Source organism: Dietzia sp. NCCP-2495, assembly GCF_026011735.1.
Lineage (GTDB): Bacteria > Actinomycetota > Actinomycetes > Mycobacteriales > Mycobacteriaceae > Dietzia.
In genome coordinates this window covers 33,648-53,142 of the sequence record NZ_BRVN01000020.1, presented here as the reverse complement: position 1 = coordinate 53,142, position 19,495 = coordinate 33,648, and the positions used below count along the sequence as shown (strand labels likewise).

Annotated in this window: 19 protein-coding genes; 2 read left to right on the top strand and 17 right to left on the bottom strand. The window is 69.3% G+C overall.

Translation table 11 applies throughout. The features are described from left to right. Window positions 1–210 precede the first annotated feature (210 nt). The 17 genes from tyrS to OPF83_RS14205 form a co-directional block, all read right to left on the bottom strand. Window positions 211–1,482, bottom strand: a complete 1,272-nt coding sequence (tyrS, locus tag OPF83_RS14285; RefSeq protein WP_375546271.1) for a tyrosine--tRNA ligase — start codon at window positions 1,480–1,482, stop codon at window positions 211–213. Window positions 1,483–1,487: 5 nt separating this feature from the next. Then, window positions 1,488–2,177 (bottom strand): DNA-3-methyladenine glycosylase, encoded by a 690-nt coding sequence (locus OPF83_RS14280; RefSeq protein WP_264888213.1) that lies wholly within the window; start codon window positions 2,175–2,177, stop codon window positions 1,488–1,490. A 67-nt stretch (window positions 2,178–2,244) separates the two neighbouring features. Continuing rightward, window positions 2,245–2,481: a Trm112 family protein gene (locus OPF83_RS14275; RefSeq protein ID WP_264888209.1), complete on the bottom strand. Its 237-nt coding sequence runs from the start codon at window positions 2,479–2,481 to the stop codon at window positions 2,245–2,247. 5 nt (window positions 2,482–2,486) lie between these two features. Beyond that, window positions 2,487–3,926, bottom strand: coding sequence for an argininosuccinate lyase (argH, locus tag OPF83_RS14270; RefSeq protein ID WP_264888208.1), 1,440 nt, complete (start codon window positions 3,924–3,926; stop codon window positions 2,487–2,489). Beyond that, on the bottom strand, window positions 3,923–5,122 hold the full coding sequence (locus tag OPF83_RS14265) for an argininosuccinate synthase (protein ID WP_264888207.1): 1,200 nt from the start codon (window positions 5,120–5,122) through the stop codon (window positions 3,923–3,925). Before OPF83_RS14265 ends, argH begins: the two co-directional genes overlap by 4 nt. A 54-nt stretch (window positions 5,123–5,176) precedes the next feature. Then, window positions 5,177–5,674: an arginine repressor gene (locus OPF83_RS14260; RefSeq protein ID WP_264888206.1), complete on the bottom strand. Its 498-nt coding sequence runs from the start codon at window positions 5,672–5,674 to the stop codon at window positions 5,177–5,179. Next, window positions 5,671–6,630, bottom strand: a complete 960-nt coding sequence (gene argF, locus OPF83_RS14255; protein ID WP_264888205.1) for an ornithine carbamoyltransferase — start codon at window positions 6,628–6,630, stop codon at window positions 5,671–5,673. Before argF ends, OPF83_RS14260 begins: the two co-directional genes overlap by 4 nt. Further along, window positions 6,627–7,841, bottom strand: a complete 1,215-nt coding sequence (locus OPF83_RS14250) for an acetylornithine transaminase (protein WP_264888204.1) — start codon at window positions 7,839–7,841, stop codon at window positions 6,627–6,629. The genes argF and OPF83_RS14250 overlap by 4 nt, the downstream gene beginning before the upstream one ends. Next, the gene (gene argB, locus OPF83_RS14245; RefSeq protein WP_264888203.1) at window positions 7,838–8,773 is read right to left on the bottom strand and encodes an acetylglutamate kinase; all 936 of its coding nucleotides are present in this window, start codon (window positions 8,771–8,773) and stop codon (window positions 7,838–7,840) included. The genes OPF83_RS14250 and argB overlap by 4 nt, the downstream gene beginning before the upstream one ends. Window position 8,774: 1 nt before the next feature. Continuing rightward, on the bottom strand, window positions 8,775–9,284 hold the full coding sequence (locus OPF83_RS14240; RefSeq protein WP_264888201.1) for a hypothetical protein: 510 nt from the start codon (window positions 9,282–9,284) through the stop codon (window positions 8,775–8,777). Next, window positions 9,281–10,318, bottom strand: coding sequence for an N-acetyl-gamma-glutamyl-phosphate reductase (argC, locus tag OPF83_RS14235; protein WP_264888200.1), 1,038 nt, complete (start codon window positions 10,316–10,318; stop codon window positions 9,281–9,283). Before argC ends, OPF83_RS14240 begins: the two co-directional genes overlap by 4 nt. Before the next feature lie 109 nt (window positions 10,319–10,427). Further along, entirely contained in the window at window positions 10,428–11,177 is a 750-nt protein-coding gene (locus tag OPF83_RS14230; protein WP_264888199.1) for a DUF2786 domain-containing protein, read from the bottom strand. A gap of 145 nt (window positions 11,178–11,322) precedes the next feature. Then, complete coding sequence (thiD, locus tag OPF83_RS14225; protein WP_264888198.1) at window positions 11,323–12,147, bottom strand: bifunctional hydroxymethylpyrimidine kinase/phosphomethylpyrimidine kinase; 825 nt, start codon at window positions 12,145–12,147, stop codon at window positions 11,323–11,325. Beyond that, window positions 12,140–14,629 (bottom strand): phenylalanine--tRNA ligase subunit beta, encoded by a 2,490-nt coding sequence (gene pheT, locus OPF83_RS14220; protein ID WP_264888197.1) that lies wholly within the window; start codon window positions 14,627–14,629, stop codon window positions 12,140–12,142. The genes thiD and pheT overlap by 8 nt, the downstream gene beginning before the upstream one ends. Window positions 14,630–14,690: 61 nt before the next feature. Further along, on the bottom strand, window positions 14,691–15,809 hold the full coding sequence (gene pheS / locus OPF83_RS14215) for a phenylalanine--tRNA ligase subunit alpha (RefSeq protein WP_375546270.1): 1,119 nt from the start codon (window positions 15,807–15,809) through the stop codon (window positions 14,691–14,693). 50 nt (window positions 15,810–15,859) lie between these two features. Beyond that, window positions 15,860–16,513 carry a response regulator transcription factor gene (locus OPF83_RS14210; protein WP_264888195.1) on the bottom strand — a complete coding sequence of 218 codons (654 nt, stop codon included), beginning with the start codon at window positions 16,511–16,513 and terminating at the stop codon, window positions 15,860–15,862. 5 nt (window positions 16,514–16,518) lie between these two features. Beyond that, the gene (locus tag OPF83_RS14205) at window positions 16,519–17,898 is read right to left on the bottom strand and encodes a sensor histidine kinase (RefSeq protein ID WP_264888194.1); all 1,380 of its coding nucleotides are present in this window, start codon (window positions 17,896–17,898) and stop codon (window positions 16,519–16,521) included. A gap of 150 nt (window positions 17,899–18,048) precedes the next feature. Here OPF83_RS14205 and OPF83_RS14200 point away from each other — a divergent pair, with 150 nt between their 5' ends. Together OPF83_RS14200 and OPF83_RS14195 are read left to right on the top strand one after the other, a co-directional pair. Beyond that, complete coding sequence (locus tag OPF83_RS14200) at window positions 18,049–18,600, top strand: hypothetical protein (protein WP_264888193.1); 552 nt, start codon at window positions 18,049–18,051, stop codon at window positions 18,598–18,600. Further along, window positions 18,597–19,475, top strand: coding sequence for an alpha/beta-hydrolase family protein (locus OPF83_RS14195; protein ID WP_264888192.1), 879 nt, complete (start codon window positions 18,597–18,599; stop codon window positions 19,473–19,475). Before OPF83_RS14200 ends, OPF83_RS14195 begins: the two co-directional genes overlap by 4 nt. Window positions 19,476–19,495 lie beyond the last annotated feature (20 nt).

Sequence of the window (19,495 nt, the reverse complement as noted above, 5' to 3'; positions counted from 1 at the left end):
TTGAACCTCAGCCAAAACCGTGGTTCTCGAATCACTCTCTGGAGCGCGCCTTTTGCGAGCGAGTCCCGCGCCTCTCGGCTGGTCTCGCTTGCTCCGGCTCCAATTAAGTTACGCACGCATGAACGGAAAAGCAAACCTGCAGGTCAAAGGTCCCAAATGCACGAAAATGCCGGCAAAGCCGACGTTGTCGTGTTAGTGCAGTCCCCCGAATCAGCGGATCCGCACTCCTGCAAAGCTCTTCTTTCCTCGCCGCAGTACCAGCCAACTGCCGTGGAGAAGGTCCTCGGCGGCCGGCGCCCATTCCGGATCGGAGATGCGCTCGTTGTTCACGTATGCGCCCCCCTCCCCGACGGCGCGACGGGCCGCGCCCTTACTCTCGCTGAGACCCGAGGCCACCAGGAGATCAGTGATCGACCTGGGTGCGTCGGCGGCCAACTCGACCGAGCCGGCGTCCTCGAGTGCGGCGGCGAGAGTCAACTCGTCAAGACCGGTGAGCTCCCCGCGACCGAACAGCGCCTGCGAGGCGAGCTGCACCGACTCGGTGGCGGCGACTCCGTGGACGAGAGTCGTCATCTCCTCGGCGAGTCGCTTCTGCGCGGCACGCAGGTGCGGCTTCTCGGCGGTGATCGCCTCGAGTTCCTCGATCTCCTCCTTGCTGAGGAAGGAGAACCAGCGCAGGTACTTCACGACATCGGCATCCGCGGTGTTGAGGAAGTACTGGTACCAGGTGTAGGGGCTGGTCAACTCCGGATCGAGCCACAGGCTTCCACCACCGGTGGACTTGCCGAACTTCTTACCGTCCGCTGACGTCACGAGCGGAACCGTCATGGCGTGCACCGACTCGGAGTCGACGCGACGGTTCAGGTCGACGCCACCGATGATGTTGCCCCACTGGTCGGAACCACCGACCTGGAGCGTGACTCCCATGTTCCGACGCAACTGCAGGAAGTCGTTGGCCTGGAGCAGCATGTAGGAGAACTCGGTGTACGAGATGCCGTCGCCCTCGAGCCTGCGCTTGACGGTGTCGCGTCCGAGCATTGTGTTGAGCGAAAAGTGCTTGCCGATGTCCCGGAGGAACTCGATCGCCGAGAGGTGACCGGTCCACTGCATGTTGTTGACCACCCGGGCGCCGGTCGGTCCCTCGGTGAGATCGACGAAGCGCTCGAGCTGACCGGAGATCCGCTCGGCCCACTCCGCGACGGTGTCCGAGGTGTTCATGACCCTCTCACCCACCTCGCGGGGGTCGCCGATCATCCCCGTCGCGCCACCGGCCAGGACCACCGGACGATGCCCGGCGAGCTGGAATCGGCGAAGCGTGAGGAGCGGGATGAGGTGACCGGCGTGCAGACTCGGCCCCGTGGGGTCGAACCCGCAATACAGCGACACCGCCCCCTCGTCGAGATGGGCACGAAGGGCGTCGAGGTCCGTCGACTGGGCGATCAGTCCACGCCACTGCAGGTCATCGAGGATGTTGTTGGTCACGGCGTTCATTGTCCCCCATCACCGCCGGAGCCGCCCGCGCGGCGTACCGGGGCGGGTGCCCTCGGGCTCCGCCGGTAGGCCGAGACCTCGGGTGCGCCGTCGATCCAGAACCGCCAGGGACGGTCGGCCTCGCGCGAGACTCCGACGCGAGGTCCGGAGGCGACCAGTCGCGAGGGCACCGGGTCGGGACGGAACGTCACCGGGGTCAGATCGCGCGACGCCGGTAACAACACCGGTGACTGCGCCGGTGCCGACATCGACGACGACGACGACGAGAGTACGTCCCGACCTCGGAACGACAGGTCTATCCCCAGTGCGCGGCCCAGATTCCCCGGGCCGCGGGCCAGAGACCTCGGTCGGATGCCGGGCCGGCGGTGTTCGACGACGTCATGTCCCTCCTCGACGCGTGCCGCTCGCAGGAGGACGCCGCCCCCTTCGCCAGCAGGTCTACACGTGATGTTCACGCACTGGTGGATCCCGTGGCTGAGGTAGACGTACAGGTGCCCGGCGTCGCCGAACATGACTTCGTTACGTGGTGTGATCCCTGGCCAGGTGTGGGCCGCTGGATCCGGATACTCCGAATCCGGTGGTCCTCCGTAGGCCTCGACTTCGACGATCCGCAGGGTGACAGGGCCGTGCGAGAGGGTCCCGCCGAGCACGATGAGAGCAGCGTCGAACGGCGCCGCCTCCCGCAAGAGAGTCCTGAGCGGGTGGACGGCGCCGGCCGACGTGTCGTGAGATGCGCTGCTCACTCGGTGGTGATCACTCGGAGGTGGGATTCTCCACCGGGCCGGGGGTCGCGCGGGCCAGCAGGTCCGCGTGCTCGGTCTCGTCGACAGCGCGGGACTCGTCGACCAACAGGACCGGGATGCCGTCGTCGATCCGGTAGGCGCGGCGCAGTCGCTCGTTGTACAGCGTGTCGTCGCCGACCAACAGGAGCGGCCCCTTGTCCTCGGGGCAGGCGAGAATCTCCAGCAGACGTGCATCGATGACGGACATGGCGCTTACCCTACCCATCCGGCGAGTTCGTCACGGAACTCGACGAGGCGGATTCGCTGCTGGGCCACCGCATCCGCGGCGGTGCCCCCACGCGCGTTACGGGACGCGATGGAACCCGTCACCGTCAGCACGTCACGTACCTCGGGGGTCAGTGCGGGATCGACGGCGGCGAGTTCGTCGTCGTCGAGCTCGTCAAGACCGACCCCACGTGCCTCGGCGACACGCACGCACTCCCCCGCCGCCTCGTGCGCCACGCGGAACGGGACGCCCTGGCGGACCATCCACTCCGCAATGTCGGTCGCGAGGGTGTAGCCCGCAGGGGCGAGTTCGGCGAGCCGCTCGGGATGGAACTCAAGCGTGCCGACGAGTCCCGCCATCGCCGGGAGGAGCAGGTCGAGCTGGGCGACGGAGTCGAAGACCGGCTCCTTGTCCTCCTGCAGATCGCGGTTGTACGCGAGTGGCTGGGCTTTGAGGGTGGCAAGGAGGCCGGTCAGGTTGCCGATGAGGCGCCCGGTCTTCCCGCGCATCAACTCCGCGACATCGGGGTTCTTCTTCTGCGGCATGATCGAGCTTCCCGTCGACCACTCGTCGGCCAGCGTGATGTACCCGAACTCCGGCGTCGACCAGGCGATGATCTCCTCCGCCAGGCGAGACAGGTCCACCGCGATCTGGGCGAGAACGTACGAGGCCTCGGCCGCGAAGTCCCGGGAGCTCGTCGCGTCTATCGAATTGTCGGACGCCCGGTCGAAGCCGAGCTCCGCGGCGATCGCGTCGGGATCCAGACCGAGAGACGAGCCCGCCAGGGCGCCGGAACCGTACGGCGACACGGCGAGCCGCTTGTCGAGATCGCGGATCCGGTCGAGGTCGCGCAGCAGCGGCTGGGCGTGGGCGAACAGTTGGTGCGAGAGCAGGACTGGCTGGGCGGCCTGAAAGTGGGTCTTGCCGGGCATGACCGTGTCCGGGTGGGCGTCGGCCTGCGCCACGAGGGCGTCGACCACGTCGAGCACCCCGGCCGCCACCGCGCGCACCGCGTCACGAAGCCACATGCGGAACAGAGTGGCCACCTGATCGTTGCGTGACCGACCGGCCCGCAGACGCCCGCCGACCTCGGGGCCCACGCGCTCGATCAACCCGCGCTCGAGTGCACCGTGGACATCCTCGTCCGACTCGGCCGGAACGTACGCGCCCGAATCGACATCGGCGGCCAGCCGATCGAGTCCGTCGAGCATGGTGTCCAGGTCCGCACCCGTGAGCAGGCCGGCGCGGTGCAATACCCGGGCGTGTGCCTTCGACGCCCGGATGTCGTACGGGGCGAGTTCCCAGTCGAAGTGGGTCGACTTGCTGAGGGCGGCCATGGCCTCGGCGGGACCACCGGCGAAGCGGCCGCCCCACAGCGCCCCGGTGTTGGTACCGTGCCGGTCTTCCCGGCCCTGCTCCTCGCTCACAGTCCGAGATCCCGCTTTGCGGCGATCTTGGAGCTCAGGCCGTGGAGGTTGACGAAGCCCTTGGCGTAGCTCTGGTCGAACGCGTCACCCTCGTCGTAGGTGGCCAGGTTGAAGTCGTACAGCGAGGAGTCCGAGCGACGGCCGTTGACGATGATCTGGCCGGCGTGGAGCACCAGGCGGATGTCGCCGTTGACGTGCTCCTGGGTCTGCTCGATGAAGGCGTCGAGGGCGTACTTCAGCGGGGAGAACCACAGGCCGTCATAGACCGCGTTCGACCAGGTGTCGGTGACGCCCGACTTGTAGCGGGCCAGCTCGCGCTCGAGCGTGACGTCCTCGAGGGCCTTGTGCGCGGTGATGAGCACCATTGCGCCCGGGGCCTCGTAGATCTCACGGCTCTTGATGCCCACGAGACGGTCCTCGACCATGTCGATCCGGCCGACGCCCTGGGCGCCACCGCGACGATTGAGCTCCTCGATCGCCTCGAGCACGGTGACCTTGCGGCCATCGAGGGCGACGGGCACGCCGCCGGCGAAGGAGATGGTCACCTCGTCCGGGGCGGCGAAGTTGAGGGTGGGGTCCTCGGTGTAGTCGTAGACGTCCTTGGTCGGGGCGTTCCACAGATCCTCGAGGAAGCCGGTCTCCACCGCGCGGCCCCACACGTTCTGGTCGATCGAGAACGGCGACTTCTTGGTGACGTTGATCGGGATCTCGTTCTGCTCGGCGAACTCGATCGCCTTCTCGCGGGTCCAGGCGTAGTCGCGGACGGGGGCGATCACGTCGAGGTCAGGCGCGAGGGCACCGAAGCCGACCTCGAAGCGCACCTGGTCGTTGCCCTTACCGGTGCAGCCGTGGGCGACGGCCGTTCCGCCGTGCTCCTTGGCCGCGTCGACGAGGTGCTTGACGATCAACGGGCGAGAGATAGCCGACACGAGCGGGTACTCGCGCATGTACATGCCGTTGGCCTTGATGGTCGGGGCGCAGTAGTCGTTCGCGAACTCGTCGCGGGCGTCCACGACGATCGACTCGACCGCGCCACAGTCCAGGGCACGCTGGCCCACGACCGACATGTCCTCGCCGCCCTGACCGAGGTCGATGGCTACGGCGACGACCTCGGCGCCGGTCTCCTTGCCGATCCAGCTGATGGCAACAGACGTGTCGAGGCCGCCGGAGTAGGCGAGGACGACGCGATCGGTCATGGTGTTCTCCTTGTGGTGATTGTTTGTCTAGGTGTTCAAGGGTAGGTGGTCGGGTCAGAGCTGGCGTCGAGCCAGGGCTGCGAGTCGCTCCGCGAGCGCTGCGCCACGGACCGGTTCACGGGCCATCACAAATATGGTGTCATCCCCGGCGATCGTCCCCACCACGTCGTCGAGATTCGCCCGGTCCAGTGCACTGGCGAGGAAATTCGCCGCGCCCGGCGGGGTCCGCAGCACCGCCATGTTCCCGCTGTGGTCGGCAGAGACGAGCAGCTCGCCGAGGAGCCGCCCGAGACGGTCGGTGCCGCCCGGGATCCCGGGCACGTGGCTCCCGTCCTCCGGGATCACGTAGCGGCCCGATCCCCCGTCGGCGGCGCGGAGTTTGACCGCACCGAGCTCGTCGAGATCTCGGCTCAGGGTGGCGATCGCCACCGCGATACCGTCGCCGGCAAGTACTGCCGCCAGCTCGGTCTGACTGCTGACGGGGCGCTCGCGGAGGATCTCGGCGATGCGGGCATGGCGTGCCGCCCGGCTGACCCCGCCGACGGAGGTCATGCCCGCTCCAGCAGCCAGACGAGTAGCGCCTTCTGTGCGTGGAGACGGTTCTCGGCCTCGTCGAACACCCGGCTCCGGGGTCCGTCGATGACCTCGCCGGTGATCTCCTTCTCGCGGTACGCGGGAAGGCAGTGCAGCACGATCACGTCGTCCGACGCCTTCTCGACCGCCGCCTGGTCCAACTGGTAGTCCGCCAGGTCGCGCAGACGGTCTGCGGCGGAGTCCTCCATCCCCATCGACACCCAGGTGTCGGTGATGAGGACATCGGCGTCGACGACCGCCGAGTTCACATCTGTCGTGATGGTGACCGATCCACCGGTCTCCGCGGCGATCGCCTCGGCGTCGGCGACCACCTGGCCGGCCGGCTGGTAGCCCTCCGGAGAGGCGATGGTGATGTGCATACCCGCCGTCGCGAATCCGACCAGGTACGAGTGGCCCATGTTGTTGGCGCCGTCACCGAGGTAGACCGCGCGGAGGCCTTCTGTACGTCCGAAATTCCCGCGGATCGTCAGCAGGTCGGCGAGGATCTGGCACGGGTGGAAGTCGTCGGTCAGGGCATTGACGACCGGCACCGACGAGTTCGCGGCGAGGTCTTCGAGTCCCGCCTGTGAGTACGTGCGCCACACGATCGCCTCGACGAACCGGGACATCACCATGGCGGTATCGGCGAGTGTCTCCCCCTTGCCCATCTGGGTGGATCCGGACTCCACCACGATCGCGTTCCCGCCCAGCTGGGCGATTCCCGCGTCGAAGGAGAAGCGTGTGCGGGTGGAGGTCTTGTCGAAGATCACCGCGACCGACTTCGGTCCCTCCAGTGGGCGAGCCGAGAAGGGCTCGGCCTTGAGCTTCAGTCCCAGGTCGAGTACCTCCGCCTGCTCAGCGGGACTCAGGTCGTCGTCGCGGAGAAAATGCCGGACCTTCGGAGCCGATGCATCGGTGGTGGACGGGGCGGTCATGACGAGGTCTCCTTACTGGATACGGCATCGAGAATCGACGGCAGCGCGGTGACGAACCGTGCTGCCTCGTCTTCGGTGAAGATGAGCGGCGGGGCCAGGCGCACCACGTCTGCAGCGGTTGCCCCGACGAGGTACCCGGCGTCCCGGGCGGCCACCTCGACCTCCTTCGACCTGGGCTCGGTGAGCACCATGCCGAGCAGCAGCCCCTGGCCACGGACGTGGTCCACGAGCGGGTGATCGAGACATTCGATCTCGGCGGTGAGGATCTTGCCGAGTCGGCCGACATGGGCGAGCAGGTCGTCGGACTCGATCGTGTCCAGGACCGCAAGCGCGGCGGCACAGGAGACGGGGTTCCCGCCGAAGGTACTGCCGTGCTGCCCGGCCGTGAGCAGATCTCCGGCGAGGCCGATCCCGAGGCAGGCACCGATCGGTAGTCCGCCGCCGAGCCCCTTGGCCAGGGTGATGGCATCGGGTACGACGCCCGCCTTGCGGGTGGCCATGATCGCGCCCGTCCGGCCGATTCCGGTCTGCACCTCGTCGACGATCATGAGGACGCCGTACTCGGTGCACAGTGCGCGCACGTCGGCGAGGAATCCCTCCGGGGGTTCCACGACCCCGCCTTCCCCCTGGATCGGCTCGACGATCACCGCGGCGGTATCCGCCGGCGCCTGCTCGACGAGGGCCCGGAGAGCATCGATGTCGCCGTAGGGGAAGAACTCGACACCAGCGGGCATGGGTTCGAACGGTGTCCGCTTGGCGGGCTGCCCGGTCATGGCCAGCGAACCCATGGTCCGGCCGTGGAAACCGTTCTCCGCGGCGAGGATCCGGGACCGCCCCGTACGGCGGGCGATCTTGAACGCCGCCTCGTTGGCCTCGGCGCCGGAGTTGCAGAAGTAGGCGCGGACCGGCTGGTCCACCGCGAGGAGGGACTCGAGCCGCTCGGCTAGGGCGACCACCGTCGGGTGAACGTAGAGGTTCGACACGTGCCCGAGCTCGCCGATCTGGCGGCTGACAGCCTCCACGATCGCGGGATGAGCATGCCCGAGCGAATTCACGGCGATCCCCGCGAGCAGGTCGAGGTACTCCTTACCGCTCGAGTCGGTGACGACCGAACCACGGCCCGCGACGAGTTCCAGCGGCGGAGTGCCGTAGTTGCGCATCAGGGCGGTATCCCACCGTGCGGTGAGATCGCTGGCATCATACGTTGTCACTGTGCTGCTCCTGCTGCTGCTCTGGTCTGGTGGTCACCCTCGGTGACCATGGTGCCGATGCCGCCCTCGGTGAGGATCTCGAGCAACACCGAGTGCTCGACCCGGCCGTCGATGACGTGGGCCGCGCCCACTCCGCCCTGGACTGCACGGAGGCAGGCCTCCATCTTGGGCACCATGCCGCTCTCGAGAGTCGGGAGAATCGCCTCGAGCGGCGTGGTCCCGAGGTGGGTGACGAGAGATGACCTGTCGGGCCAGTCGGTGTAGAGGCCCTCTACATCTGTAAGGACGACAAGCTTCTCCGCACCGAGCGATGCGGCGAGCGCACCTGCGGCGGAGTCTGCGTTGATGTTGTGGACGACACCGTCGGCATCGGGCGCGATAGTGGAGACCACCGGGATCCGTCCGGCTTCGATGATGTCGAGGACGGCACCGGGCTCGACCGCAGCGACGTCCCCGACGAGTCCGATGTCGGTGGGCTCACCGTCGACCATCGCGGTGCGGCGGACGGCGGTGAACATGCCGGCGTCCTCACCGGAGATGCCCACGGCGTACGGACCATGGGCGTTGATGAGGCCGACCAGCTCGCGTCCGACCTGGCCGAACAGCACCATCCGGACGATGTCCATCACCTCGGGCGTCGTGACGCGGAACCCTCCGCGGAACTCCCCCTCCATGCCCAGTCGACTGAGCATCGCGTTGATCTGCGGACCTCCACCGTGGACGACCACCGGCTTGAGTCCGCACGTGCGCAGGAAGACCATGTCGGCGGCGAACGCCGCCTTGAGCTTCTCGTCGATCATCGCATTGCCGCCGTACTTCACCACGACGATCTTGTCGTGGAACTTCTGAAGCCACGGGAGCGCCTCTGCGAGGACGTGCGCGCGGACGAACGGCGTCAGCTGGGTCGACCCGTCGTTCATCGAAGTGGGCATGTCAGTCGCCTCCGTAGGTGTCAGGAAGATCAGCAGTGGGCAGGGTCAGAATCACGTGGACCCGGGTTCCGCCTCGGTGACGGAAGCGGAACTCCGCACCATGGGCGGTAGGGACAGGCCCGGGTGGCGATGCAGGCTCCGCGTCGGGAGCGGTCTCAGGACGGAACACGAGGACGTCGATCGGCCCGACCTCGGTCCCGGACCGGTCGGTGGCGAAGCGGGCCATGTCCTCCGCGACCTCGTGAACGGTGGTGAAGTCGGAGGCAGGGTCGTCGGAACCGGGACCATCGAGCATGACAATGGCACGCACTGACGGGACCTGGGCGCTCAATTCGCTCCATTGCAGTTCCACAACGTCATCGGCGGATCCGTTGTCGTCGATCTCGACGGTGGCGGTCGAGCCCTCCGGAGCGAGCCAGAACGTCGCCACGCCACCGGCGGGGTGCGCGTAGCGCTCCAGACCGTGTTCCCTCCCCTCCGGAGTCACACCGGACAGGACACCGTGACTCACGGCGCAAGACCGACCGTACTGAGCCCCGCGGTCTCGGGCAGCCCGAGCGCGAGGTTCATCGACTGGATGGCCCCTCCGGCGGTGCCCTTGGCGAGGTTGTCGATCGCGGCGGTGAAGACCGCGCGACCCTCCCGCTCGTCGACCTCGATCCCCAACTGCACGGCGTTGGAGCCGAGCACCGAGGCGGTCATGGGCTGAACGCCGGCGGGAAGCACGTGGACGAACGGCTCGTCACCGAAGGCCTCGGCATACACCTCACGCAACTGATCGGCGGTGGCGGTGGTCGGTGCGACGGCCGTGGTGAGGATGCCGCGCGCCATGGGCGCGAGAACCGGGGTGAAGCTCACCGACACCTCGGCATCGGTCACCGACTTGAGGTTCTGGGTGATCTCCGGGGTGTGCCGATGCGTGGTGACGCCGTACGCCTTGGCCGATCCCATGACCTCCGAGGCCAACATCGGCACCTTGGCCGACTTGCCCGCGCCGGAGGCTCCCGTCACCGACACGATGGTGATGTCGGAGGCGTCCACGAGTCCCGCCGCCACAGCCGGGAACAGTGCCAGCGACGCACCGGTCGGGAAGCACCCCGGGACGGCGACGCGCCGCGTCGACCGCAGTGCGTCGCGCGCCCCGGGGAGCTCGGGCAAGCCATAGGGCCAGGTTCCGGCATGCGCCGAACCGTAGAAGGCCTCCCAGTCGGCCGCATCCTTCAGCCGGAAGTCCGCCCCGAGGTCAATAACGAGAACCTCTGGGCCGAGCTGCTCGGCGATCGCCGCGGAATGACCGTGCGGCAGGCCGAGGACCACCACGTCGTGGCCGGACAACGTCTCGGCACTGGTTTCCGCGAGGACGCGGTCCCCGAGAGGCAGAAGGTGAGGATGGTGCTCCGCCAGCGTCTGGCCGGCGTTCGAGCCGGCGGCCAGGACCCCGATCTCCATCTCACCCGAGAGGTACGACGGGTGCGCCAGGAGAAGCCTGAGGAACTCCCCGCCCGCGTAACCTGATGCTCCTGCGACCGCTACCGTGATTGCCATACGCACAAGTATGCATCACGTTGCAATCTTTTGCACCTCCGGGTGCAAAGCGAGTCGTGTCGCGCGCAGTTCCCTGCCCGGGATCGCCGCCGCCCCGTGCCGGCCCGGCTCACGCGCCGATCTGCCGCCTCGCGCCGTCGAACCTACGCTGGCCCAGATCCACGGAACCGCCCATCTTCCGCCCGGCCGCGAGCCCCGAGGAACCGACGCGTCGCTTCGCTCCCCTGACCGTGTGCGGAAAGCGCCGCCTCATCTCCGACTCCGCCCGGTCGGCATCGTTGCAGAGCACCAGGCCGGCACCCACCGCGTCAGCGCTCGAGGTGACCGCACTCGCCTCCGCCGCGGCGAGCCGTCGTCCAACCTCGAAGGCGAACCCGGTCATGAACGACTTGCGGTGGCTCACCGCGGAGACCCCGGGGCCCGGACGCTGTCGCGCCGCACCGGCGAGCATGATCCCGATGAGGGCACCCGCGAGCATCACCACCCGGTCGACATGCCGTCGCACCCCCACGACGTAGACGATGCGCGCGCCGTCCGCGCGCCGGGAGGACACGGCCTTGCAGTACATCGCCGAGGCGAGCGAGGCGATGAGCCCGATCTGATCCGGCTGATACTTCCCCCTCAGGACGTACTCGTGGACCGTCACCTCGGACGCCGCCGAATCCGGCCCGGATCTGGCGAGCGCCTCATCCACCCCGTATTTGGCCAACAGCGCATAGGCACGCTCGAGGAGCACCTCCGCCTCGGGCGTGCCGGCCACGCTCTCGGCTTTGGCGAAGAGCTTGCGGACCCGGTCGAGTGCCTTGCCCTCCGAGCGGGCGGACGCGGCGGTGTTCTGTGCGGTATCGGCGGCGTTCATGGTGGTCTCCTGCTGGTCTGGTGTGGATGTCGGCACCAACATTCGCACAGACGTACGACACGATCGTCGTCGCGACATCATCGTCCGAGGTCAGAGGGGAACCGCGGAGCGGCAACGACGGTGGTCAGACGGGAACCGCAGGCGATCAGCGGCGGAGGAACCAGGTGTGGTCCAGCGGACCGGAGCCCTTCCCCACGTCGAGGCTCAGCCCACCGTGCAGGGCACCGTCCATCCACGGACGGACCCGTCGATAGGCCGCTTCCCAGTCCGGCGCGCCCACCCGCGCGGTCGCCAGCGCCGAGGATAGTGAGCAACCGGTGCCGTGCGTGTGCGGCGTGTCGACGCGAACGAACGGCAGACGCAGCGTGGTGCGGCGCTCCCCTGTCGACTGCACCAGGACGTCCTCGGCGCTGCCGTCCAGGAGGTCACCGGTGGTCGCGAGTACGGCACTGCCGGTCTGTTCGTGGACCAGTTCGGCCTGACCGACGATCCCCTCGATGTCCGGGGCGGTGTCCACCCCACTCAGCACTCCGAGCTCGGGGACGTTCGGGGTGACGAGCTCGACCACCGGGACGAGGTCACGCAGCATGCGCGCGGCGTCGTCGGTCGCGAGGCGACCGCCGGTGGTGGCCACCATGACGGGGTCCAGTACCACGTGAGGAGGACGACGACGACGAAGCCACTCACCCACCGCTTCGACGAGTGAGGCCTCCCCGAGCATCCCGATCTTCACGGCATCGATCTGGACGTCGTCGGCGACGGCGTCGAGCTGCGCGATGACGGTATCGACGGGCACCGCGTGGACGTCGTACACCCCGCGGGTGTTCTGGACCGTCACCGCGGTCACCACACCCATGGCATAGCCACCGAGCGCGGTGACGGCCTTGGTGTCGGCGAGCAATCCGGCCCCACCCGACGGATCGGTGCCGGCGATGCACAGAACGCGGGGAGCCATCACCGCGTCAGCCACGCAGGCTCGCCCCGACCGCCTTCGCGGCCGCGTCCACCGCCGCCGTCCGCCACTGGCTGGCCTCGTCCTCGGTCAAGGTCCGGTCGTATGCCCGGAACGTGAGTGCATAGGCGAGCGACTTGCGGCCCTCACCGAGCTGGCTACCGGTGTAGATGTCGAACAACCTGATGCTCTCCAGCAGGTCGCCGCCGCCGGAGACGAGCGCTGCTTCGACGGACGAGGCGGGGACGTCGGCGTCCACCACCACGGCCACGTCCTGGTTCACGGACGGGAACGCGGAGATCGCCGGCGCGGGCAGTACCTCGCGCACGCCCATCGCCGTGAGATCGATCTCCATCGCGCACGTCCGTGCCGGTAGCCCGAGCCGCTCGCAGGCAGCGGGGTGCAACTCACCGGCGTGACCTACGACGGTGCCGTCCACCAGGACCTCGACACAGCGGCCGGGATGCCACGGGGCGAAGGTGGCCGCTCGGACCTCGGTCTCCACGCCGAGAACGGTCCCGACGATCTCGGCGGCGTGGACCGCGTCGAGAGCGTCGGCCTCGCGTCCCGCCGAGGCGTGACCGGCCGGCTCGCGCTTGCCCGTGTACACCGCCGCCACGTGCAGCGGCTGGTCCGGCAGAGAGTCGCTGAGGACCTTCTGCTCGTCGGCGGTGGGCTCCCGGTCGACTGGCAGCATCTCCACGCCTGTAGTGGACGGAGTGCGGAACGCCACCTGGGCGAGCGAGTACAGCGAGAGGTCGCGGGTGCCCCGGGTCAGGTTGCGACGCGCGATGTCCACCAGCGACGGCAGGAGCGTCGTCGCGAGATGCGCCTTGTCGCTCTCGAGGGGATTGACCACGGACATGGTGGCGCGGCGCTCGTCGTCGTCGTCCAATCCCATCGCGTCGAACACGGACGGATCGCAGAACGGCGAGGTGAGCACCTCGACATGGCCGGCGGCGGCCAGGGCGCGCCCCACGGCGCGGCGACCCCGCTGGGTGGCGGTGAGGCCCCGGCCAGCGGGGGCGGTGGGCACCACCGACGGGATGTCCTCGAGTCCCTCCAGGCGCAGCACCTCCTCCACGAGGTCCGCCGGGCCGGTCAGGTCCGGTCGCCACGTGGGCGGGGTGACCTGGAGGAGCACGGCGTCGTCGCCGGTCACCTCGGCACCGATCTGCTCAAGGCGACGACGCGCGGTACCGGCCGGGTACCCGAGACCGGCGACCCGCGAGGGACGCTCCGGATCGAAGGAGATCGTGGGCATGTCCGGGGCAGAGCCCACGTCCGTGAGCGACGCCTCGACGGTGCCGCCGGTGATCTCGGCGAGCAGCGTGGCAGCCCGGTCGAGCGCGGCGATCGAGGCCGCGGCGTCCACGCCACGCTCGTAGCGCTTGCCCGCCTCACTCGGCAGCTTGTGACGGCGGATGGTCCGGAACACCGCGAGCGTGTCCCAGACGGCGGCCTCGAGCAGCACGTCCGTGGTCGTGTCGGAGACCTCGGTGCGGGCACCGCCCATGACGCCGGCCAGCGAGATGGGACCGGTCTCGTCGCAGATCACGACGTCCTCGGGGTCGAGGGTGCGCACCGCGTCGTCGAGCGTGGTGAGCTTCTCCCCCGCGCGGGCCCGACGGACGGAGAGTCCGCCCGAGATGGTCGCGGCGTCGAAGGCGTGCATGGGATGCCCGAGCTCGAGCATGACGTAGTTGGTCACGTCGACCGCCGGCGAGATCGGACGCACGCCCGACAGCAGCAGGCGACGGGCGAGCCACCACGGGGTCACCGCCGAGGGATCGACCCCGGTGACGCGACGCAGGGCGAAGCGCTGTGCACCGGCCTCCTCGGTGACCTCGAGCGGCCACGTCTCCCCCTGCGACGGCAGTCCCAGCTCGGTGGCCGGATCCGCGAAGTCCAGGTCGAACCCGCACGCCAGCTCGCGGGCCAGGCCGCGAGCGGACAGGCAGTAGCCACGGTCCGGCGTGACGTTGAGCTCGATGACCGTGTCCTGCTCGGGGCCGCCGGCGGCCAGCACCGGGCCGGCCGCGTCGCCGGGCTCGGCGGTGCCGGGCGCGAGCACGATGATGCCGCTGTGATCGGAGCCGATCCCGAGCTCGGAGGCGGAACAGATCATGCCCTCACTGGGCTTGCCGTAGGTCTTGCGCTTGCCGATCTCGAACCCGCCGGGCAGGACGGTGCCGGGCAGGGCCACCACCACGAGGTCACCCTCGGCGAAGTTCCGGGCACCGCAGACGATCTGCTGCGGCTCCTCGCCGCCGACGTCGACCAGGCAGAAGCGGATCGGCTTCTTGAATCCCTCGAGCTCCTCGATCGAGTCGACGCGGCCTATGGTCAGTGGACCGGTGATCTCCGGGAGTGTCCGGGGCTCGCCCTCCACCTCGAGGCCGACGCGCACGAAGCCCGCGTCGAGCTCGGCGGGGGTCACCGACCAGCCGTCGTTGGCGCGCTGCAGGATCTCGGTCAGCCAGGACTGCGCGATGTGCACTGTGGGGTCCTTCGTAAATTCTCGGTGGTGGGGTGAGCTCGGGGTGGATCGGTACCGCGGGTCAGTACCGGACGCCGAAGGGGAGCGAGAACCGCACGTCGCCCTCGACCATGTCGCGCATGTCGTTCAGTCCGTTCCGGAACTGCAGGGTCCGCTCGAGGCCCATGCCAAACGCGAAGCCGGAGTACTCCTCGGGATCGATCCCGCAGGCGGTGAGCACGTTGGGGTGGACCATGCCGCAGCCGCCCCACTCGACCCATCCGGCCCCGCCCTTCTTGCCGGGGAACCACACGTCCACCTCGGCCGACGGCTCGGTGAACGGGAAGTAGTTGGGCCGCATGCGGGTGCGGGTCTCGGGGCCGAACAGGGCGCGCGCGAACGCGTCGAGCGCGCCGCGCAGGTGGGCCATGGTCAGTCCCTTGTCGATCGCGAGTCCCTCGACCTGGTGGAACACCGGGGTGTGGGTGGCGTCGAGCTCGTCGGTACGGAACGTCCGGCCCGGGCAGGCGACGTAGATCGGTGGCTCACGGTCGAGCATCGTGCGGATCTGCACCGGCGAGGTGTGGGTGCGCAGCACCTGCCGGCTGCCCTCGGGGGCGATGTGGAAGGTGTCCTGAAGGGTGCGCGCCGGATGGTCCGGGAGGAAGTTCAGCGCGTCGAAGTTGTAGTGCTCCGCCTCGATCTCCGGCCCCTCGGCGATCTCCCATCCCATGCCCACGAACACGTCGGCGACCTGTTCGGTGATGATCGTGATGGGGTGCTGGGCACCGACCGGCCCGCGGCCGGCGGGCACGGTGAGATCGAGCGTCTCGGCCACGAGGACCGCGGCGTCACGCTCGGCCTGGAGGACCTCGAGCCGTGCCTCATAGGCCTTCTGCACGCGGCCGCGGGCCTCATTGACGGCCTTGCCCGCGGACGCCTTCTGCTCCTTGGGCAGCGACCCGAGCGCCCGGCGGCCGAGCGCGATGGGGCTGCGGTCCCCCAGGTGCGCCGTCTTGGCGGCGGCCAGTGCGTCGAGGGTCTCGGCGGAGGCGAACGCGCTCTCCGCGTCGGCCGCGTATCCCGCCAGCGACTCCTCGTCGATCCGGGGCGTGTCCGCGCTCTCGACCGTGCCTGTGTCTTCGCTCACCTGTGCTGTGTCCTCCCCGTCCCGGTCATCTCCGGCGACCGCCGGCGGCATCGGGTGCCATCCTAGTCGATCGCACCGGTCACCCCGGCCGTGCGTCCACCTCAGACGACGCCGTTCTCGTAGGCGTACACGACCACCTGTGCGCGGTCCCGCAGGGAGAGTTTCTGCAGCACGCGCCGCACGTGGGTCTTGACGGTCTCCTCGGAGATGAACAGGGCCCGGGCGATCTCGGCGTTGGAGCGTCCGGTGGCCACCTGCTCGACCGTCTCGCGTTCACGAGGGGTGAGTGAGGCCAGCTCGGTCGGTTCGCGGCGCGGCCGCCGTTCGTTCGTGACCGCAGCCTCGATGAGACGCCTCGTGACGGTCGGGGCGAGTAGCGCCTCACCGGTCACCACCACCCGCACCGCCCGGAACAACTCCTCGGCGGGGGCGTCCTTGAGCAGGAACCCGGAGCAGCCGATGCGCAGTGCCTCGTACACATAGTCATCGAGGTCGAAGGTCGTGAGCATGATGATCCGCGGGGCGGGGTCGTGGCCGGCACCGAGGATCCGCCGGGCCGCCTCAAGACCGTCCATGGTCGGCATCCGCACGTCCATGAACACCACGTCCGGGCGCAGGGCATCGGCCTTGGCCACGCCTTCCGCACCGTCGGCGGCGTCGCCGATCACCGCGATGTCGGGTTGGGAGTCGAGCAGCGCGGCGAAGCCCTGCCGCACCATCGCCTGGTCGTCGACGATCAGCACGGAGATGGCCATGGGACTCACCCTAGAAGACGGGTACCGCCGCGCCTGCCGGATCGCAGCGGGACTGACGCGGTGACGGTGAACCCGCCGTCGGAGGCGGGCAATGCCGAGAAGCTCCCGCCCACCGCGCGGACCCGCGCCGACATTCCCGCGATCCCCGAGCCACCGCCGGTGCCCGGTGACACGAGCGCGCCGGGCGCCGCCGGGCCGTTGTCCACCTCGAGGACCGCCGAGGGCGGCAGCTCACCGTTCCAGGTGGGATCGGCGGCGCTGTCCGCGGCGGTGTCCGCAGTGGTGCCTGCGGAGGGGCCCGTGGAGGTGGACGCGGAGGTGTCCGCGGTGAGGGTGACGACGACGACACCGCCGGGCGCGTGCCGGGACGCGTTGGCCAGCGACTCCTGGAGCACCCTGTGCAGGACCACACCGGTGGTCTCGTCGATCCGGTCCATCTCCCCGATCAGCTGCCACGTGATGTCGATTCCGGAACGGCGGGCCGCACGGAGGGTGGGCTCGATCTGGTCGATTCCGACGGGTTCGGTGGTCTGCTCCTCCGCGTCCGTCCGCAGGACCCCGAGCAGCCCGCGGACCTCGTCCAGGGCCTCGCGCGCGGTCTCGGCGATCGAGTCGAACTCCGCGTGGACGGCCGGGGTGACGCCCTGCAACCGGTACGGCGCCGACTGCGACTGCACCACGATCATCGACATCTGGTGGGCCACCACATCGTGTAGGTCGCGAGCCAGTCGATTGCGTTCCTCGGCCAGGACCCGTAGATCGGCCTGCTGCGCGGATCGCCGCGATTCGCGTTCCAAACGCAGGGACGAGCTCTCCAGCTGGCGGCGCGAGATGAGCAGCCACCGTACGAGGACCATCACGGTGGAGAAGACGGCCGCGCCCACCATCCATCCGACTCCGACCTCCAGGCCCGGATTGAAGGCCATCAGGGCCACGGTCACCGCAACCGCCACCGCGACCCGCTTCGGCGGAGCGAGCAGGATCGCCGCCCCCAGGCACACCGCCAGGGCGAGGTGGAACACCACAGGCCAGCCCAGCGCGAAGTCCGGCTCGGTGCGAAGCGGCACGGCCACCAGACAGGCGAATGCCACCGCACACCACGCGGGCAGCGGCCACCGCCCGCACACGGCCACCGGCAGTGTGCCCAGGGCAGCGAGCAACGGCACGAGCGACGTCCAGGCGTCGTGGGTCACGAAGAAAGTCGGCCAGGCCACCGAGAAGAAGAGCCCTGCCAGTGCCAGCAGGATCACGTCCACCGGGTGGGCTCGGAAGCTGCTGAGGACAGCGCGTCCGCGATTGTCGCTAGTCGCGCGTCGCGCATCACCGGCGGCGTCGTCGGGCGAGGTGAGGTCTGGGGAGACGGGATCCGAGCTGGTCGATCGCATGGCGTCAACGGTATTGCGCGCCGCCCGCCGGGGATATCCCCCTGAGGAGTGACATCGGGGTACCCCCTCCGGGTTAGCGCCACAGAGGTACACCGAGATCACCTTCCAGGGGGATCCGGCCGACGATCCGCGATTCCTACTTTCGCCCTCATGCCGATCACCTCAGCAGCCGTTCCGTCCCGGGTCGTCGCCGGCCTCGTCGTCGTCATAGGTCTCGCCTCGGGGCCCCTCGCCACGGCCGCACCTCTCCCGTCCGGATCCCACGCACCCTTTACAGGTGGTGTGTCCGCTGCCGCACTGACCGCCGCGCGATCGCTCGCCGAGGGCGAGCCCGGGACAGGGATCATCGGCCCCGATCTCGAGACAGACCTGGGCTACACGCCGGTTCTCGAAGGGACACTCGCGTCCAGGGCCTCGGGCGACTGCTCGTCGCCTGTCCCTCTCCCCCGCTCGTTCGAGCCGGCGTGCCGCGTCCATGACCTCGGGTACGACCTGCTGCGCGTCGCATACCGGCACGGGGCGGACATCCCGCGGGGACTCCGCGCCGACCTCGACTCGCTGCTCGGCCGGCAGATGCGGCAATCGTGCGAAGGCGACCTCCTCTGCGTGGGGGCGGCGACCGTCGCACGCGCCGCCGTGGGGCTCAACACTGTGCGCCAGGGCCACGGCGCCCCCGTGGAGGAACGGATCTGGCGGCTATGAGAATCCTCGCCCGGCTCCTGATCGTCGTGCTCGCGGCACATTCCCTCCTCGGGGCGGTCGACGCGGCCCTGTGGTGGGCGTTCGACTCCGGCCCGCTGGCCCCCGAGACCGAACTCGTCCTCACCCACCGCTCGTCAGGCCCGGCACTGCGGGTCTACGGCGACTACCCGGACCTCGACCCGCAGTCCGCCGCACAACGCACCGTCGACTCGCTCGACGGCGCCGGCGGCTTCGACCGGTCGGTGATCGTGGTGACCATCCCCACCGGCTCCGGATGGGTCGATCCGCATCAGGTCGCCGCCATGGAATCGGCGACGGGAGGGGACGTGGCCACCGTCGCCGTGCGCTACTCCGCCGCACCGTCGGCCGCCGTGTTCATCCTGCGTCCAGAGGTGGCGACCCGGTCGGCACAGACACTCCTCCGGGAGGTCATCGATCGGATCCGCGCACTCCCCGCCGGAGACCGGCCGCAGTTGGTGGTCCACGGGCTCAGTCTGGGTGCCCTCGCCGGGATCCGGGCACTTACCGATCCGGACCTGGCCCGATACGTCGACGCGGCGCTGTGGCAGGGCCCGCCCGGCGCGGGACCCCGTGAGGAAACGGGAGTCGACCGCGAACCGGGAACCCGGCTCGGCGGGGCGGGCAGCAGGCACGGCGAGACAGGCACTGGGGCGGAGGGTTCCGGCGACTGCACAGTCACCGAGGTCAACGACGACGACCCGGTCGCCGAACTCTCCTGGGGCCTACTGGGTGAGCCGCTGCACGGTCTCCGCGTCCTGGCCGCGCTCCCGGGGTCGGACTCCGCCCCTCCCGGGCACCTGCACCGCTACCGGCCGATCGTCCCCCCGGCCGGCTGCCTCGAGCGAGCCAGCTGAGTGGCCGCCGGTGCCGACTG

Bases quoted from the DNA above. Each gene is read 5' to 3' on its own strand.
- OPF83_RS14230 (WP_264888199.1), bottom strand. From the start codon at position 11,177: ATGAACGCCGCCGATACCGCACAGAACACCGCCGCGTCCGCCCGCTCG.
- argF (WP_264888205.1), bottom strand. From the start codon at position 6,630: ATGACCGCCCCGTCCACCACCGATGCATCGGCTCCGAAGGTCCGGCAT.
- OPF83_RS14210 (WP_264888195.1), bottom strand. From the start codon at position 16,513: ATGGCCATCTCCGTGCTGATCGTCGACGACCAGGCGATGGTGCGGCAG.
- OPF83_RS14260 (WP_264888206.1), bottom strand. From the start codon at position 5,674: ATGACCTCCGTCGGCGGGGTCAGCCGGGCGGCACGCCATGCCCGCATC.
- OPF83_RS14205 (WP_264888194.1), bottom strand. From the start codon at position 17,898: ATGCGATCGACCAGCTCGGATCCCGTCTCCCCAGACCTCACCTCGCCC.
- argC (WP_264888200.1), bottom strand. From the start codon at position 10,318: ATGGCAATCACGGTAGCGGTCGCAGGAGCATCAGGTTACGCGGGCGGG.
- OPF83_RS14195 (WP_264888192.1), top strand. From the start codon at position 18,597: ATGAGAATCCTCGCCCGGCTCCTGATCGTCGTGCTCGCGGCACATTCC.
- OPF83_RS14200 (WP_264888193.1), top strand. From the start codon at position 18,049: ATGCCGATCACCTCAGCAGCCGTTCCGTCCCGGGTCGTCGCCGGCCTC.
- argB (WP_264888203.1), bottom strand. From the start codon at position 8,773: ATGCCCACTTCGATGAACGACGGGTCGACCCAGCTGACGCCGTTCGTC.
- OPF83_RS14265 (WP_264888207.1), bottom strand. From the start codon at position 5,122: ATGACCGATCGCGTCGTCCTCGCCTACTCCGGCGGCCTCGACACGTCT.
- OPF83_RS14275 (WP_264888209.1), bottom strand. From the start codon at position 2,481: ATGTCCGTCATCGATGCACGTCTGCTGGAGATTCTCGCCTGCCCCGAG.
- pheS (WP_375546270.1), bottom strand. From the start codon at position 15,809: ATGCCGCCGGCGGTCGCCGGAGATGACCGGGACGGGGAGGACACAGCA.